The sequence below is a fragment of the Sphingomonas sp. Leaf231 genome, assembly GCF_001421995.1.
Taxonomy (GTDB): Bacteria; Pseudomonadota; Alphaproteobacteria; order Sphingomonadales; family Sphingomonadaceae; genus Sphingomonas.
This window is the reverse complement of record NZ_LMLS01000002.1, coordinates 1,068,172-1,083,389: the sequence shown is the minus strand read 5'-3', so window position 1 is coordinate 1,083,389 and position 15,218 is coordinate 1,068,172. Positions and strand designations below refer to the sequence as shown.

The 15,218-nt window shown below is 68.9% G+C and carries 12 protein-coding genes; 10 read left to right on the top strand and 2 right to left on the bottom strand.

Features of this window, described 5'->3' with window-relative positions; all coding sequences use genetic code 11:
* On the bottom strand, positions 1 to 761 hold a 761-nt coding region (locus ASE95_RS11315; protein WP_162234680.1), incomplete at its 3' end, for a methyl-accepting chemotaxis protein.
* A 161-nt stretch (positions 762 to 922) separates the two neighbouring features.
* On the opposite strand from ASE95_RS11315, the gene ASE95_RS11310 reads away from it, so the two are divergent.
* From ASE95_RS11310 to ASE95_RS11265, 10 genes are all read left to right on the top strand, one after another.
* Positions 923 to 1,336 carry a hypothetical protein gene (locus ASE95_RS11310; RefSeq protein WP_056635744.1) on the top strand — a complete coding sequence of 138 codons (414 nt, stop codon included), beginning with the start codon at positions 923 to 925 and terminating at the stop codon, positions 1,334 to 1,336.
* 70 nt (positions 1,337 to 1,406) lie between these two features.
* Positions 1,407 to 1,814 carry a DUF2934 domain-containing protein gene (locus ASE95_RS11305; RefSeq protein ID WP_056635741.1) on the top strand — a complete coding sequence of 136 codons (408 nt, stop codon included), beginning with the start codon at positions 1,407 to 1,409 and terminating at the stop codon, positions 1,812 to 1,814.
* Between the two features lie 57 nt (positions 1,815 to 1,871).
* On the top strand, positions 1,872 to 3,974 hold the full coding sequence (glgX, locus tag ASE95_RS11300) for a glycogen debranching protein GlgX (protein ID WP_082450061.1): 2,103 nt from the start codon (positions 1,872 to 1,874) through the stop codon (positions 3,972 to 3,974).
* A complete protein-coding gene (gene treZ, locus ASE95_RS11295; protein ID WP_056635735.1) occupies positions 3,971 to 5,659 on the top strand; it encodes a malto-oligosyltrehalose trehalohydrolase in 1,689 nt (562 codons plus the stop codon). Before glgX ends, treZ begins: the two co-directional genes overlap by 4 nt.
* Positions 5,656 to 7,545 (top strand): 4-alpha-glucanotransferase, encoded by a 1,890-nt coding sequence (malQ, locus tag ASE95_RS11290; RefSeq protein ID WP_056636279.1) that lies wholly within the window; start codon positions 5,656 to 5,658, stop codon positions 7,543 to 7,545. Before treZ ends, malQ begins: the two co-directional genes overlap by 4 nt.
* Positions 7,542 to 9,854 carry a malto-oligosyltrehalose synthase gene (treY, locus tag ASE95_RS11285; RefSeq protein WP_056635732.1) on the top strand — a complete coding sequence of 771 codons (2,313 nt, stop codon included), beginning with the start codon at positions 7,542 to 7,544 and terminating at the stop codon, positions 9,852 to 9,854. The genes malQ and treY overlap by 4 nt, the downstream gene beginning before the upstream one ends.
* Before the next feature lie 183 nt (positions 9,855 to 10,037).
* Complete coding sequence (locus tag ASE95_RS11280) at positions 10,038 to 10,682, top strand: DUF47 domain-containing protein (RefSeq protein ID WP_056635729.1); 645 nt, start codon at positions 10,038 to 10,040, stop codon at positions 10,680 to 10,682.
* A gap of 16 nt (positions 10,683 to 10,698) precedes the next feature.
* A complete protein-coding gene (locus tag ASE95_RS11275; protein ID WP_056635726.1) occupies positions 10,699 to 11,712 on the top strand; it encodes an inorganic phosphate transporter in 1,014 nt (337 codons plus the stop codon).
* A 60-nt stretch (positions 11,713 to 11,772) separates the two neighbouring features.
* On the top strand, positions 11,773 to 13,245 hold the full coding sequence (locus ASE95_RS11270) for a DUF4403 family protein (RefSeq protein ID WP_156347985.1): 1,473 nt from the start codon (positions 11,773 to 11,775) through the stop codon (positions 13,243 to 13,245).
* Positions 13,246 to 13,487: 242 nt separating this feature from the next.
* Complete coding sequence (locus ASE95_RS11265) at positions 13,488 to 13,721, top strand: hypothetical protein (RefSeq protein ID WP_156347984.1); 234 nt, start codon at positions 13,488 to 13,490, stop codon at positions 13,719 to 13,721.
* Here the strand turns inward: ASE95_RS11265 and ASE95_RS11260 are convergent.
* Complete coding sequence (locus ASE95_RS11260) at positions 13,706 to 15,193, bottom strand: replicative DNA helicase (RefSeq protein ID WP_056635720.1); 1,488 nt, start codon at positions 15,191 to 15,193, stop codon at positions 13,706 to 13,708. The genes ASE95_RS11265 and ASE95_RS11260 overlap by 16 nt on opposite strands.
* Between the last annotated feature and the right edge of the window lie 25 nt (positions 15,194 to 15,218).

Genomic DNA, 15,218 nt, shown 5'->3' with positions numbered 1-15,218 from the left:
TCGACCGCGCGGCGCACGACCTCGCCCGAGCTTTCCGCCTCGGTCCGCGCCTCGCTCACGGCGGTGTTGGCGCGACGCGCACCGGCCGCCGTCTCGCGAACCGTCGTGGTGATCTCGTCCATCGCCGAGGCAGTTTCCTGAAGCGACGCGGCCTGTTGCTCTGTGCGCTGCGACAGATCGTCGGAGGCCTGGCGGATGTCGGACGCGCCGCTGTTGATGCCGTTGGCGGCAGTCGTCACCGAGGTGATCGCATCCGACACCGCGGTCATCGCGCGGTTGAAGTCGAGGCGCAGCCCGTCGTAATCGGCGGTGAAGGTGCGATCGATACGATAGGTCAGGTCGTTGTCGGCGAGCCGGCCGAGACCATGGCCGAGCGCGTCGACCACCTCGCGCTGGGTCGCCGCCGCGGCGGCCAGCGCCTGACCGTTGCCGCGGAAGACCTCCATCGCCTTGGTCATGCGGCCGACGCAATCGCGCGAGCCGGTGTAGTTGATCGCGCTGGCAAGGTCACCGGCGGCCAGCCCCTCCATCCGAACGACGGTGTTGACGTAAGGATCGCAGACCAGCCGGCGCGAGATGATCGCCACCAGCGCCACGAGGATGACGGTGCCGGCGGCGATGCCGGTCGCGGCACCGCCCGTCAGCACGCCATGAGCCAGGCCGGCGGTCGCGCCGAGCGCGGCAAGCGCCGACCCGGTGTAGAAGATGCCCAGCGTGGTGAACTTCGCCCTGATCGGCGCGACATCCCGAAACCATGCCAACACTGCCCGTCCCCCCGTATTCGCCGCCCCCGCAGAGGGACCTGTTCACCGCCATCGCACAGGCGACTGAAGTTCCGATTAATAATCAAGGCCAAGCGACAGCCGTGAACCCGATCGCGGTTGCGTTGTTTGATGCGCGGAGACGGGCGGGAGGCCGATGAATGTTACGATCGATCCTGATGGGTGCCGTGGCGGGTGCGCGGTCGATGACGCCGCTGGCCGCGCTGGCGCGGACCGCGAACCATGGTCGCGCGCATGAACCGTTACTGTCGGCGGGCACGCTGATGCTGGCCGCCGGCGAACTGGCCGGCGACAAGATGAGGAACGCGCCGGACCGCACCGTGCCGGCCGGGATCGCGGGGCGGCTGGTGAGCGGCGCGCTGGTCGGAGCGGCGTGCGCGCCACGTGGCGACCGGCTGATCGGCGCGATGCTGGGAGCCGCCGCGGCGGTCGCCGCATCACACCTGACCTTGCGGCTGCGTAAGGCCGCGGCGCGACGCTACGGCCAGGCGGCCAGCGGGCTGGTGGAGGACGGACTCGCGATCGGCAGCGCATTGTTGCTGGCGCGGCGCTGATTTTCTTTCGGACCGTGCGAACGAAGCGGCAGTTCGCGAGTTTCTGCTCCCAGGCAGAAGGGAAAAACTGATGGTCGACGATCGTAACGCCCGTATCCGCGAACGGGCATATCGCCTGTGGCAGCAGGAAGGCGAGCCGCACGGGCGCGACCGTGAGCATTGGGAAACCGCCGAGCGTGACGTCACCGATGACGCGCCGGGCAGCGGCGATGTCGAGGCAGGCGGGAACGACGTCGCTGATCCGGATGACGGCACCGCAGCCGCCGCAGCGGTCACCGGCGACGACCGGGCGGACCCGGCTCCACCCACGTCCAAGCCGGATGATGCACCAGCCTCGACCCCGCTGACGTCGAGCACGGCGCCGGCACCCGCCACGACCTCCGCACCGCAAGCGCCCGGCGCGCCGGCGGCCAAGGCCCCGGACGTCAAGCCGGCGGCGACCAAGAAACCGGCGACGCGGCGCAAGCGCACGAACTGACGCGCACCCGCGCCGCCAAGATACCGACGCCCTTCCCCTCCCGACCGGAGAACATCGTTGCACGCATTGCCGGACCGGCTTCTGCCGGGATCGCCCTATCCGCTCGGCGCCACTTTCGATGGCGAGGGCGTGAATTTCGCCGTCTTTTCCGCCAATGCCGATGCCATCGAACTCTGCATCTTCGACTCAGCGGGCAAGCGCGAGTTGCAGCGGCTGCCGCTGACCGAATGCACCGACGAGGTGTGGCACGGTTATCTGCCCGATGTCGGGCCGGGGCTGGTCTACGGCCTGCGCGCGCATGGACGGTACGAGCCGGAGGCGGGGCACCGCTTCAACCCCAACAAGCTCCTGCTCGACCCGTATGCGCGCCGCATTCAGGGGCAGATCAAGTGGACCGACGCGCTGCACGGCTATCGCATCGGACACCGCAAGGAAGACCTGTCGTTCGACAAACGCGACAGCGCGCCGGCCATGCCCAAGGCGGTGGTGGTCGACGATCACTGGGACTGGTCGCGCGATCGGCGGCCGAACACGCCGTGGACCGACACGGTGATCTACGAGGCGCACGTCAAGGGACTGACCAAGCTGATGGAATTGGTGCCGGCGCGCGAACGCGGCACCTATGCCGCGCTGGGCCATCCTGCGGTCATCAAGCATCTGCAACGCATCGGCGTCACCGCGATCGAATTGCTGCCGATCCACACCTTCACGCAGGATCGCTTCCTGCAGGAGAAGGGCCTGCGCAATTACTGGGGGTATAATACGCTCGGCTTCTTCGCGCCCGAGCAGAGCTACATGGCGTCGGAGCATCAGGACGAACTGCGCCGCGCGGTCCACCGGCTGCACAAGGCCGGGATCGAGGTGATCCTGGACGTGGTCTATAACCACACCTGCGAAGGGTCCGAGAAAGGCCCGACCTTGTCGTGGCGCGGCCTGGACAACGCCAGCTACTACCGGCTGGTCAAGGACAATCCCCGCTACACGATCAACGACACCGGCACCGGCAACACGCTGAACATGAGCAAGGCGCGCGTGATCCAGATGGTCGCGGATTCGCTGCGCTATTGGGCGACCAGCTTCGGCATCGACGGGTTCCGCTTCGACCTGGGCCTGACGCTGGGGCGCGAGGAGCATGGCTTCGATCCGGGATCGGCGTTCTTCGATGTGCTGCGGCAGGATCCCGTGCTGGGCCGGCTGAAGCTGATTACCGAACCATGGGACGTCGGACCGGGCGGCTATCAGCTGGGCAACTTCCCGCCGGGCTTTGCGGAATGGAACGACAAATATCGCGACACGGTGCGCGAATACTGGCGCGGCGAACCGGGCAAGCGCGGCGACCTGGCGGCGCGGCTGGCGGGATCGGGCGACCTGTTCGACCGCCGCGCGCGGCGTCCGTGGGCGAGCGTCAACCTGCTGTCGGCGCACGACGGTTTCACGCTGGCCGATACGGTGATGTACGAGGAGCGCCACAACGAGGCGAATGGCGAGGACAATCGCGACGGCCACTCGCACAATGCATCGTGCAACTGGGGCGTCGAGGGACCGACCGAGGATACTTCGGTGAACGAGGCGCGCGGGCGCGTGATGCGATCGATGCTGACCACATTGTTGACGTCGCTCGGCACGCCGATGCTGGTGGCGGGCGACGAGTTCGGGCGGACGCAGCAGGGCAACAACAATGCCTATTGCCAGGACAATGAGATCAGCTGGCTCGACTGGAAAGCGGCGGCGACGCCCGAGGGTCAGGTGCAGATCGAGTTCACCGCACGGCTGGCCGAGTTGCGCCGCCGCTACCCGGCGCTGCGCGCGGCGGCGTTCCTGCATGGCGACCGCACCGCAACCGAGGGCGTCGACGATCTGGAATGGTGGGACGAGCGCGGCGAGCGGCTGTCGCCGGAAGATTGGGACAATCCCGAGGGACGCGCGCTGATGATGCGCCGCGCGGTGCATGATGAGGAAGGCAATATCGAGGTCGTGTCGCTGTTGCTGAACGCGGCGGGCGATCCGGTCACCTTCAACCTCCCCGCGCCGCATGCCGGGCGCACCGTCCTGATCGATAGCGCGAAGCCCGACCAGGGGGAGATGGCGATCGAGGACAGCTACGAGGTCGCGCCGCAGGGTGCGGTGCTGATTACCTGGCGCAACGCGGTGGCGGCATGATGCATTGGGGACCCGCGCCGCTGCCCGGCGGTGGCACGCGCTTCCACCTGTGGGCACCGGATGCCGATGCCGTGACGCTGGAGATCGACGGCGGCGCGGCGGCGGCGATGGAGCGCGACGCGGACGGATGGTTCGCGCTCGACCGCGCCGAGGGACCGGGCACGCGTTACCGGTTCCGCATCGCGGGACAAGCGGTGCCGGACCCGGCGTCGCGCGGGCAATCGGGCGGCGTGCATGGCTGGAGCGTGGTGCAAGCGACCGACCACGACTGGCAGCATCCCGAGTGGCGCGGGCGGCCGTGGCACGAGATGGTGATCCTGGAATGCCATGCCGGAACGTCGGGTGGGTTCACCGCGCTCACCGAGCGGCTGCCGGCGATCGCGGCCGCAGGCATCACCGCGATCGAGTTGATGCCGGTCGGCGCGTTCGGCGGCACGCGCGGCTGGGGATATGACGGGGTGCTGCCCTATGCGGTGCAGGAGGATTATGGTTCGCCCGCCGAGCTGCGCCGGCTGATCGATGCCGCGCACGGTGTCGGGCTGAGCGTGTTTCTGGACGTGGTCTACAACCACTTCGGTCCGGACGGCAATTATCTGGGTAGCTACGCCAGCGGCTTCTTCGACGCGGCGGTGGATACGCCATGGGGCGGCGCAGTGGCGGTGACGCGCGAGCCGGTGGCGCGGTTCTTCATCGACAATGCGTTGATGTGGCTGCGCGATTACCGGATCGACGGGCTGCGGTTCGACGCGGTCCATGCGATCGGCAACCCGGCGTTCCTGGATACGATGGCCGGCGAGATCCGCGCCGCGTTGCCCGGCCGGCACGTGCATCTGGTGCTGGAGAACGAGGAGAATGACGCGGCGCGGCTGCGCGACGGCGGGTACGATGCGCAGTGGAACGACGATTTCCACAACGTCATGCACGTGCTGCTGACCGGCGAGACCAGCGCCTATTACGCCGACTTCGCGGATCGTCCCGCAGAGCGGCTGGCGCGGTGCCTGTCGGAAGGCTTCATCTATCAGGGTGAGGGTTCGACCAACCACGACGGCAAGCCGCGTGGCACGCCCAGCGCGCATTTGCCGCCGACGCGATTCGTGGCGTTCCTCCAGAACCACGATCAGGTCGGCAATCGCGCGATGGGCGAGCGGCTGGTGTCGCTGACCGATGCGGCGAAGCTGCGCGCCGCCACCGCCCTGCTGCTGCTGTCTCCGCAAGTACCGTTGCTGTTCATGGGCGAGGAGGAAGGGAGCGCGACGCCGTTCCTGTTCTTCACCGATTTCCACGACGAACTGGCCGATGCGGTGCGCGAGGGACGACGGCGAGAGTTCGCGAAGTTCGACGCCTTCTCCGATCCGGAAGCGCGCGCGCGCATTCCCGATCCGAACGCCGTCACCACGTTCGAGGCGTCCGTGCCGCAACCCGGCGCCGACGCGGCGGCGTGGCGCGACCTGTATTCCCGGTTGCTGAGGCTGCGTCGCGAACGGATCGTGCCGCATCTGCCCGGCACGCAGGCGGTGGGCGCGCAGGTGCTGGGCGAGGCGGCGGTGGTGGCGCGGTGGCGGCTGGGCGATGGCAGCACGCTGGGCGTGGCGGTCGATCTGGGTGACGAACCCGCGACGCTGCCGGGCAGTGCCGATCCGTTCTTCACCGACGGGGAGCGTTTCGTCGCATGGATCGAGGCGTGAGCGACCTGGACGCACGCGCGGCGGCGGCGGGGCTGTCGCGCGACTGGGAAGACGCCGACGGGCGCGCCCAGCGCGTCGACGACGAGGTGCTGGAGGCGATCCTCGCCTGCCTCGACACGACCGCGCCCGAGACCCCGTTCCTTTCCGCCGACGCCGGGGCGCCGATCGCGGTGCCGGCCGGACCGCGCAGCGGATCGAACAGGACCGCCGAACTGCTGCTCGACGATGGCGAGCGGTTGACGCTGCCGGTCACGGCAGACGGCACCTTGCCGCCGGTCGAGCGGGTCGGCTACCACCAGCTACACCTTCATGGGCGCACATATACGCTGGCGGTCGCGCCGCGGCGCTGCGCCACGCCGGCGCGTGGATGGGGCGTTGCAGTGCAGGTGCCCGGCTTGCGCGGCAGCGTCGAAAGCGCGTTCGGCGATGCCGGGGCGCTGGCCGAGGCGGCGGCGGCATTCGGGCGGGTCGGCGCGCAGGCGCTGGCGATCAGTCCGACCCACGCATTGTTCCCCGCCGATCCGACGCGATTCAGCCCCTATTCGCCATCGACGCGGCTGTTCCACAATGTCCTGCTCGCCGATCCCGGGCTGATCGGCCTGCCTTCCTCCCCCGCGCACGGCGACGCGTTGATCGACTGGCCAGAGGCGGCGCGCGCGCGCATGGCGAAGCTGCGCGCCGCTTTCGACGCGGCCGACGACGGCGCGCTGGTGGCGGCCAACACCTATCGCCGGCAACGCGGGGCGGCGCTGGAGGCGCACGCCCGCTTCGATGCGCTGCATGCGGCGCTGGGCGAGCATGGCTGGCAGGATTGGCCCGCCGCCTATCGCGATCCCCACGGCGAGGCGGTGATCCGCTTCGCCGCGGAACACGAGCGGGAGGTGGCGTTCCATGCGTTCCTGCAATGGCTGACCGACCTTGGCCTCGCCACCGCGCAACGTGCCGCGAAGGAGCGGATGGCGACCGGGATCATCGCCGACCTGGCGGTGGGGATGGACGGCGGCGGCAGCCATGCGTGGAGTGCGCCGGGCGAGTTGCTGACGGGGTTGACGGTCGGTGCGCCGCCCGACCCGCTCGGCCCCGACGGGCAGAATTGGGGCATCACCGCGCTCGATCCGTTCGCGCTGCGGCGCAGCGGCTTCGGCGCGTTCATCGAGACGTTGCGGGTCGCGCTGGCGCATGCCGGCGGCATCCGCATCGATCATGCGCTGGGGCTGGAACGGCTGTGGGTGATCCCGGCGGGCGAAGGCGCCGGTCGCGGGGCGTACCTGCGGATGCCGGGCGATCACCTGCGCCGCATCGTCGCGATCGAGGCGCATCGTGCCGAGGCGCTGGTGATCGCCGAGGATCTGGGCACGGTGCCCGCCGGTTTCCGCGACACGCTGTCGCAGCGGTCGATGCTGGGCATGCGCGTGCTGCCGTTCGAGCGGGACAGGCAGGGCGGGTTCGTCGCGCCGGCCGAATGGGACGAGGCGGCGGTGGCGATGACCGGGACGCACGATACCCCGACGCTGGCCGGCTGGTGGAGCGGGCGCGATATCGACTGGGCGGAGCAACTGGGCCGCAGCGGCGCGGACCGCGTCAACCGCGCGCGGGAGCGCACCGCTTTGTGGCAGGCGATGACGGCGTCCGGGAACGGCGCGGGCGATCCGCCGGTCGCGCCGCCGGTCGACGCGATGATCGCGCACGTCGCGGGCGCGCCCTGCCCGCTGGCGATCGTGCCGTTCGAGGATCTGCTCGCGCTGGAGGAACAGCCCAACCTGCCCGGCACGATCGACGAACATCCCAATTGGCGGCGGCGCATGGATGCGCCCACCGCCACCCTGCTCGCACGCGGCGACGTCGCGCGCCGCACCGCCCTGCTCAACGCGGAGAGACACGCATGACGCCGCCCCGCGCCACCTATCGCTTCCAGTTCCACAAGGACTTCACCTTCGCCGATGCGGAGGCGCTGGTCCCGTATCTCGACGAACTCGGCATCAGCCACCTCTACGCCTCGCCCGTGACCACCGCCACGCCGGGTTCGACCCACGGCTATGACGTGACCGATCCCACGGCGATCAATCCGGAGCTGGGCGGCGAGGCCGGGTTCCGCGCACTGGTCGCCGCGCTGCGCGCACGGGGCATGGGGATCGTGATCGACATCGTGCCCAACCACATGGGCGTCGCGGGCGACGGCAACGCATGGTGGCGCGACGTGCTGACGCACGGACCGGACGGCGAACATGCCACGGTGTTCGACATCGACTGGCGCGTGCCGGTGGTGCTGCCGGTGCTCGGCGCGCCCCTGTCCAAAGCGCTGGCGGACGGCGACCTCGCGCTGGAGAAGCAGGACGACCGCTGGACGATCGTCGCGTATGGCGAGCATCGCTTTCCTGTGCGCGATGCGGACCAGACGAGCGCCGACACCCTGCCGCTGGCCGATCTGCTGGCGCGCCAGCACTACCGCCTCGCCTTCTGGCGGGTCGCCAACGACGAGCTGAACTGGCGACGCTTCTTCTCGATCAACGAACTGGCCGGCGTGCGGATCGAGGATCCCGCGGTGTTCGAGAAGACGCACGCGCTATATTTCCGGCTGCACGACGAAGGGCTGATCGACGGCGTGCGCATCGACCATGTCGACGGGCTGACCGATCCGATCGGCTATACCCGGCGGCTGCGCGAGCGGCTTGGCCCCGATGCGTGGATCGTGATCGAGAAGATCCTTGCCGCGGGCGAGCCGCAGCCGCTGGGCTGGGGCGTCGACGGGACCAGCGGGTACGATTTCATGGAGCAGGTCGCCGCATTGCTCCATGATCCCGCCGGGGCCGAGCCGCTGGGCGCGCTGTGGGAAGAGATCAGCGGACGCAGCGCGACGTTCGAGCCCGAGGAATTCCAGGCGCGACAGGACCTGCTGGCGTGGCAGTTTTCCGGACAGCTCGACGCCTGCGTGGCGGCGTTCGCGGCGGTCGCCCCGGATGGCGTCACCGACGCGATGCTGCGCCGCGCGATCAAGCGGCTGTTGTGGGTGTTCCCGGTCTACCGCACCTATGGCCCCGATGCGCCGGCCAGTGATGACGCGATCCGCGCGCTGGCCCGCACGCGGGTCGCCGAACTGATTCCGCCCGGCGAGGCGCATGTCGCCGATCTGATCCTGTCGTGGCTGGGGGGCGAAGGCGGGGCGACCACCGCCGACGCGGTACGGCGCTTCCAGCAATTGTCGGCGCCGATCGCGGCCAAGGCGGTGGAGGACACCGGCTTCTACCGCTATGGACGGTTGCTGTCGCGCAACGACGTCGGCTTCGACGCCGATCGCATGGCGACGACTCCGGCCGAGTTCCACGCGTTGATGATGGCGCGCGCGCGTGACGTGCCGCGCGCGATGCTGACCACCGCCACCCACGACCACAAGCGTGGCGAGGATACGCGCGCGCGACTCGCCGCGATCAGCGCGCAGACAGCGGCGTGGCGGGAGGCGGCGCTCAAGTGGCTGGACCGCGACGACAATGGGGTCGACGATGCCGACCGCTACATGCTGTTCCAGACGTTGATCGGCGCATGGTCGAACGACGGCGCGAACGCGGATTTCGTCGAGCGGATCAAGGCGTGGCAGCAGAAGGCGCTGCGCGAGGCCAAGCTGCGGTCGTCATGGGAGGCGCCCGACGAAACATATGAGCAGGCGGCGGCCGCGTTGGTGGAGGCGCTGCCCGGTGACCCGGCGGCGATCGCGTTGATCGAGGGCTTGGTCGCGACGCTGGATGCCGCCGCGCAGGCGAATACGCTGGCGCAGGTCGTGCTGCGTTATACCCTGCCCGGCGTTCCGGACCTGTACCAGGGCACCGAGTTCGCCGACCTCAGCCTGGTCGATCCCGACAATCGCCGTCCGGTGGACTATCCGGCGCGGCAGGCGGCGCTGGCCGCCGGCACATCGCCCAAGTTGCGGTTGATCGCGGACCTGCTGCGGCTGCGCCGTGAAGACCCGGGATTGTTCGCGGACGGCGATTATGTTCCGGCGACGGTCGACGGCGGCGGCGAAGGCGGCGACACGCACGTGATCGCGTTCGAGCGACGCCATGGCGATCGTGGGTTGCGCGTCGCGGTGGCGCTGCACGGACGCCGCCCGGCGAAGGGCACGCGCATCGCCTTCGCCTCCGGCGGAACGGTGGACGCCACGACGCTGTTCGACGCCGGTTCAATCTGGTACGAGCGAAGCTGAGCCGGTCGTGAACGCCGTCCCGCGATGGGACGGCGACGCGCGGCGCAGGAGACGGAAGGTGCCGTTCGGCACGCGAGTCACGCAAATGTCTTACATGACGTGCACGGGATCGTCTGACATGGCGGCCCGCCCTGGTTCAGGGCTGGCCAGCTTGTTCTCATAATTCGTTCGGGATGGAGTTCGATGTTCGCTTGGTTCCAGCGGCTGCTGCCGAAGACCGGAAATTTCTTCGAGCAGTTCGAAGGACATGCCGCCATCGGCCTGACCGCCGCACGCGCCACCGCCCGGTTGCTGGAAGGTGGCCCGGACCGTGCGGCGCTCTTCACCGAGATCAACGCGCGCGAGAGTGAGGCGGACGAGATCACGCGCGACGTGCTGAAAAGCGTGCGCGCCACGTTCCTGACGCCGTTCGATCGCGGATCGATCACCGCGCTGATCGGCGCGCTCGACGATACGATCGACGAGATGTACGCCGCCGCCTCCGCGATCGACCTGTACGGGGTGACCGATTTCGCACCGGAAATGCACGAGATGGCGAAGGTCGCGGTCGAGGCCGCCGGGCTGGCGGTGGAGGCGATGCCGCTGCTGCGCGACATCAACCGCAACGGCGCGCGGCTGCACGAACTGACCGAGGAACTGATCCGCATCGAGGGTGTCGCCGACGATTTCCACGCCGCCGGGCTACGCCGCTCGCTCCAGCAATACGGGCAGAGCGACACGCTGCGTTTTGTCGTCGATCGCGAGATCTACAAGCATCTCGAACGTATCCTGGACGCGTTCGAGGACGTCGCCGACGAGATCGACGGCATCGTCATCGACCACGCCTGACGCTGGTCCCGCATCCATGCATGAACTCGCTTTTCCGCTGCTGGTCGGCCTGATCGGCGTCGCGCTGGCGTTCGATTATCTGAACGGCCTGCATGACGCCGCCAATTCGATCGCCACCGTCGTCGCGACGCGGCTGCTGTCGCCGGTGCAGGCGGTGCTGTTCGCCGCCTTCTTCAACTTCGCCGCCTATTTCCTGACGCTGGCCGTGCCCAGCCTCCACGCCGTCGCCGAGACGATCGGCAAGGGGCTGATCGATCAGGACGTGGTGACGCCGGCGGTGATCTTCGGCGCGCTGGGCGGGGCGATGACGTGGAACGTCGTCACCTGGCTCAAGGGCATTCCTTCGTCGAGCAGCCACGCGCTGGTCGGCGGGCTGGTCGGCGCGGGCGTGGCGCATGCCGGGCTGACCGGTGTGAAATGGGCCGGGCTGAACAAGACGCTGCTGGCGATCGTGCTGTCGCCGATGATCGGCATGTTCCTGGCGATGGGCGTCATGCTGCTGTCCAGCTGGGCGCTGCGCCGCTCCACCGCGCCGCAGGCGGAACGCAGCTTCCGCACGCTGCATCTGGTATCGTCGGCCGCCTATTCGCTGAGCCACGGGCTGAACGATGCGCAGAAGACGATGGGCATCATCACGGTGCTGCTCTATTCGACCGGCTATCTGAGCGGGCCGTTCGAGGTGCCGCACTGGGTGGCGATCAGCTGCTATATCGCGATCGCGCTGGGCACGATGACCGGTGGCTGGCGGATCATCGAAACGATGGGATCGCGGATCACCCGCCTGTCGCAGCATCAGGGCTTCAGCGCGTCCGCCGCCGGATCGATCGTGGTGTTCACCGCATCGACGCTGGGCATTCCGGTATCGACCACCCACACCATCACCGGTTCGATCATCGGCGCGGGCGTGTCGCGCCGCGCGTCGGCGGTGCGGTGGGGCGTGGCCAAGAGCGTGGTGATCGCCTGGGTCATCACCATCCCGGCCTCGGCAGCGGTCGGGGCGCTGGTCTATTCGACCACATTGTTGTTCTGACGCCGCAGCGCCACGGATCGAAACCAGCCGTTACGGATTGGTAACATCACCGACGGGGTGATGGAGATCAAGTTGCGGCGCATGTTCCCGGTGATGGCGTTGCTGGCGGCGGGGTGTTCCCGCCATGATCCCGCCCCGGCACCACCGCGCGTCGAAAGCGCGATCGCGCCCTTCCCGGATCAGACGTCCACGATCGTCGTGCCGGTGACCGCGGAGTTGCGGATGCTGGAGCGCGGGCTCGACCGGCGCACCCCGCGCGTGCTGTGGACCATCGACGAGCGTCGCGAGAAATGCGTCGCGGGCAAGCGCGTCGATCTGGGCATCGGGCGCGTGAAGGTGACGCCCGATCTGGGATGCCGCATCGTCGGGCAAGTGACCCGCGGCACCATCAGCGTAGCGGGCGCGGGAGAAAAGCTGACGATTACCATGCCGGTTTCGGCGCTGATCCGGGTTCGCGACATCGGTGGCGTGCTGGGCGAAACCGTGACCGCGCGCGCGACTGTCCGCGCGACCGGTCGGCTGGGGATCGGCGGCGACTGGCAACCGCGCGCGACGCTTGATCTGGCCTACGACTGGCGCGAACCGCCGGGGATCGACATCGCCGGGCAGCGGGTCACCTTCGCCAGCCGCGCCGACGAGAAGCTGAAGCGCGTCGTCGCCAAGCTGGAGCGCGACCTGCCCACGGAGGTCGCGAAGCTCGACCTGCGCACACAGCTGGACGGCGCGTGGCGGCACGGCTTCACCGTGATCGAACTCAGCAGGCGCAATCCCCCCGCGTGGATGCGCATCGCACCGCGGACGCTGGGCTTTGGCGGTTACCGGATCGAGGGGCGGCAGCTGCGCATGACGCTGGCGGCCGAGGCGTTGACCCAGACGTTCGTCGGCCCGCGCCCCGCCGATCCCGCGCCCATCCCGCTGCCCCCGCCCTCGCGGGTCGCGGGGCAGCCGGGCTTGCGCTTCTTCATCCCGGTGCTCGCCGATTATGCGCAGCTGGAGCCGATCGTGCTGCGCACGCTGCGCAAACTGGCGGCGCGCGGAATTACGCTGACCGGCGTCGGCCCGGTCGACGTCGATTTCGGCAAGGTCACCGTCTACGCCACCACCGACAACCGGCTGGCGGTGGGCGTCACCGCAAAGGTGGCGCCGCGCGATCGTGACTTCCCGGCGACCACCGGACAGGCGTGGCTGACCGCGCAACCCTATAATGAGGAGGATTCGCAGCTGGTGCGCGCGCGCGACGTACAGCTGGCGGCGGACACCGATTCGGACGCGGTCGACCTGATCGTCAGCCTGCTCGACGCCGCCCAGGTCCAGCAAGCGGTAGCACTGGCGCTCCAGCACGATTTCGCGCCGGATTACCGTCGCATCCTGGGCAAGGCGCAGGCGGCGATCGGTGCGCGGCAGGAGGGCGACTTCTTCCTGTCGACCGACATGGCGCGGGTCGTCACCGGTCGCCTGCAAGTGACCGGTGCGGGGCTGTTCCTGCCGGTGCGGGCGGAGGGTCGTGCGCAGATCGCCTATCGTCCGCGCTGATCCGCTCCACCCGGCTTTACCGGCTTGAAAACGCCAGCCGATCGACAAGGTCGCGACCGGCCAGATCTTCACCTTGTCCACGTCGTCCTGCGCCGAGCGCCGCTCTCTTTCCAGCGCGGCCCGGAACTCGGCTGCGCTCCAAGCGGCCGGGCGGCGATCTGATCGAGCGCGTCGCGCCGATCGTCGCCGACGCACTGGCGCCGGGTCAGGTCATGATGACAATTCCGCACCCGCCGCGCGGGGTGGACAGCGCCGTCGCGCTGCTCGCTGCGGAAAGCGAGCTGACCGCGGCCGAGCGGGACGTTCGGGGCATGCTGGCCCATGGCGGCGACGCCCGCGCGATCACGACCGCGCGCGACACCACGCCGGATACCGCGCACGCAGATCAGGGCGGTGCTGTTGAAGAACGGCTGCCGGCACCAGGTGGACCTGTTGCTGAAACTGCGGGCTTATCGAGCGATCAGAAGCCCGCGTAATCGCTGAACCGCGTGATCGTGGGATCGAACTTCAGCACGACCTTGCCCGTGGCGCCGTGGCGCTGTTTGGCGACGATCAGTTCAGCGAGGCCATAGACGCGTTCCATGTCGGCGGCCCAGCGGGCGTGATCCTCGAACACGCGCGCCTCGTCGCCCTCCATCGGGCGCTTGGGTTCGCGCTGCGCGGTGTAGTAATCCTCGCGGAAGACGAACCACACCATGTCGGCGTCCTGCTCGATCGAGCCCGATTCGCGCAGATCCGACAGCATCGGGCGCTTGTCCTCGCGGCTTTCCACCGCACGGCTCAGCTGCGACAGCGCCAGCACCGGGACGTTCATGTCCTTGGCCAACGTCTTCAGCCCGCGCGAGATTTCGGAGATTTCCTGCACGCGATTGCCGTCGCCCTTGCCCGACCCGGTCAGCAGCTGGAGGTAATCGACCACCACCAGCCCGATCTCGTTGTTGTGGCGCCGTTGGAGCCGCCGGACACGGGTGTGGAGCGAGGCGATCGTCAGGCCGCCGGTATCGTCGATGAAGAACGGCAGGTTTTCCAGCTCGGCCGCCGCCGCCGCCAGCTGTTCGAACTCGGCCTTGCTGATCTTGCCCATGCGCAGCGCCTCGGAACTGATCCGCGACTGTTCGGCCAGGATACGGGTCGCCAGCTGGTCGGCGCTCATTTCCAGGCTGAAGAACGCGACCTTCGCGCCGACAGACTTGGCCGGCGGGATGCCGTCGCGCATGTCGCGCATCCAGCGCTGCGCGGCGTTGAACGCGATGTTGGTGGCCAGCGAGGTCTTGCCCATGCCGGGACGACCGGCGAGGATCATCAGATCCGAATGGTGCATGCCGCCGATCTTCGAGTTGATCGAATCGAGCCCGGTGGTGACGCCGCTGAGGTTCCCGCCCCAGTTCAGCGCCTTCTCCGCCATCTTCACGGCCGCGGTACTGGCCTGCGCGAAGCTCTTGACGCTGTTCTCGGCACCGCCGTCCGCGGCGACGCGGTACAGCTCCTCCTCGGCGGCCTCGATCTGGGCGCGCGGGTTCACTTCCTCGCTGGTGTCCATCGCGCGATCGACCATCGAGTGACCGACCGACACCAGCGTGCGCAGCATCGCAAGGTCGTAGATCTGCGTCGCGAATTGTCGCGCGCCGATCAGCCCCGCGCCCGAGCCGGTCAGGCTGGCGAGATAGGCGACCCCGCCCAGTTCCTTGATCCCCTCGTCGGCCTCGAACATCGGGCGCAGCGTCACCGGGGTGGCCAGCATGTCCTGTCCGCGCAACGTCTTGATCGCGGCGAACACGCGGCCGTGCACCGGTTCGTAGAAATGCATCGGTTCCAGCCGGTCGACGATGTCGTCGGCCAGCCGGTTGTCGATCATCATCGCGCCCAGCATCGCGGCCTCGGCCTCGACGTTGCGCGGCAGGTGGACGGGTTCGGCCGCGGCCGCATGAGGGAATGCCAGAGTCGCCATCCGCCAGCCTATAGCCGCCCCGCCC

What these genes read in the sequence shown, in the direction of transcription:
- ASE95_RS11305 (WP_056635741.1), top strand. Translation starts at nt 1,407, where the DNA reads ATGGTCGACGATCGTAACGCCCGTATCCGCGAACGGGCATATCGCCTG.
- ASE95_RS11310 (WP_056635744.1), top strand. Translation starts at nt 923, where the DNA reads ATGTTACGATCGATCCTGATGGGTGCCGTGGCGGGTGCGCGGTCGATG.
- treZ (WP_056635735.1), top strand. Translation starts at nt 3,971, where the DNA reads ATGATGCATTGGGGACCCGCGCCGCTGCCCGGCGGTGGCACGCGCTTC.
- ASE95_RS11260 (WP_056635720.1), bottom strand. Translation starts at nt 15,193, where the DNA reads ATGGCGACTCTGGCATTCCCTCATGCGGCCGCGGCCGAACCCGTCCAC.
- ASE95_RS11280 (WP_056635729.1), top strand. Translation starts at nt 10,038, where the DNA reads ATGTTCGCTTGGTTCCAGCGGCTGCTGCCGAAGACCGGAAATTTCTTC.
- treY (WP_056635732.1), top strand. Translation starts at nt 7,542, where the DNA reads ATGACGCCGCCCCGCGCCACCTATCGCTTCCAGTTCCACAAGGACTTC.
- ASE95_RS11275 (WP_056635726.1), top strand. Translation starts at nt 10,699, where the DNA reads ATGCATGAACTCGCTTTTCCGCTGCTGGTCGGCCTGATCGGCGTCGCG.
- ASE95_RS11270 (WP_156347985.1), top strand. Translation starts at nt 11,773, where the DNA reads ATGGAGATCAAGTTGCGGCGCATGTTCCCGGTGATGGCGTTGCTGGCG.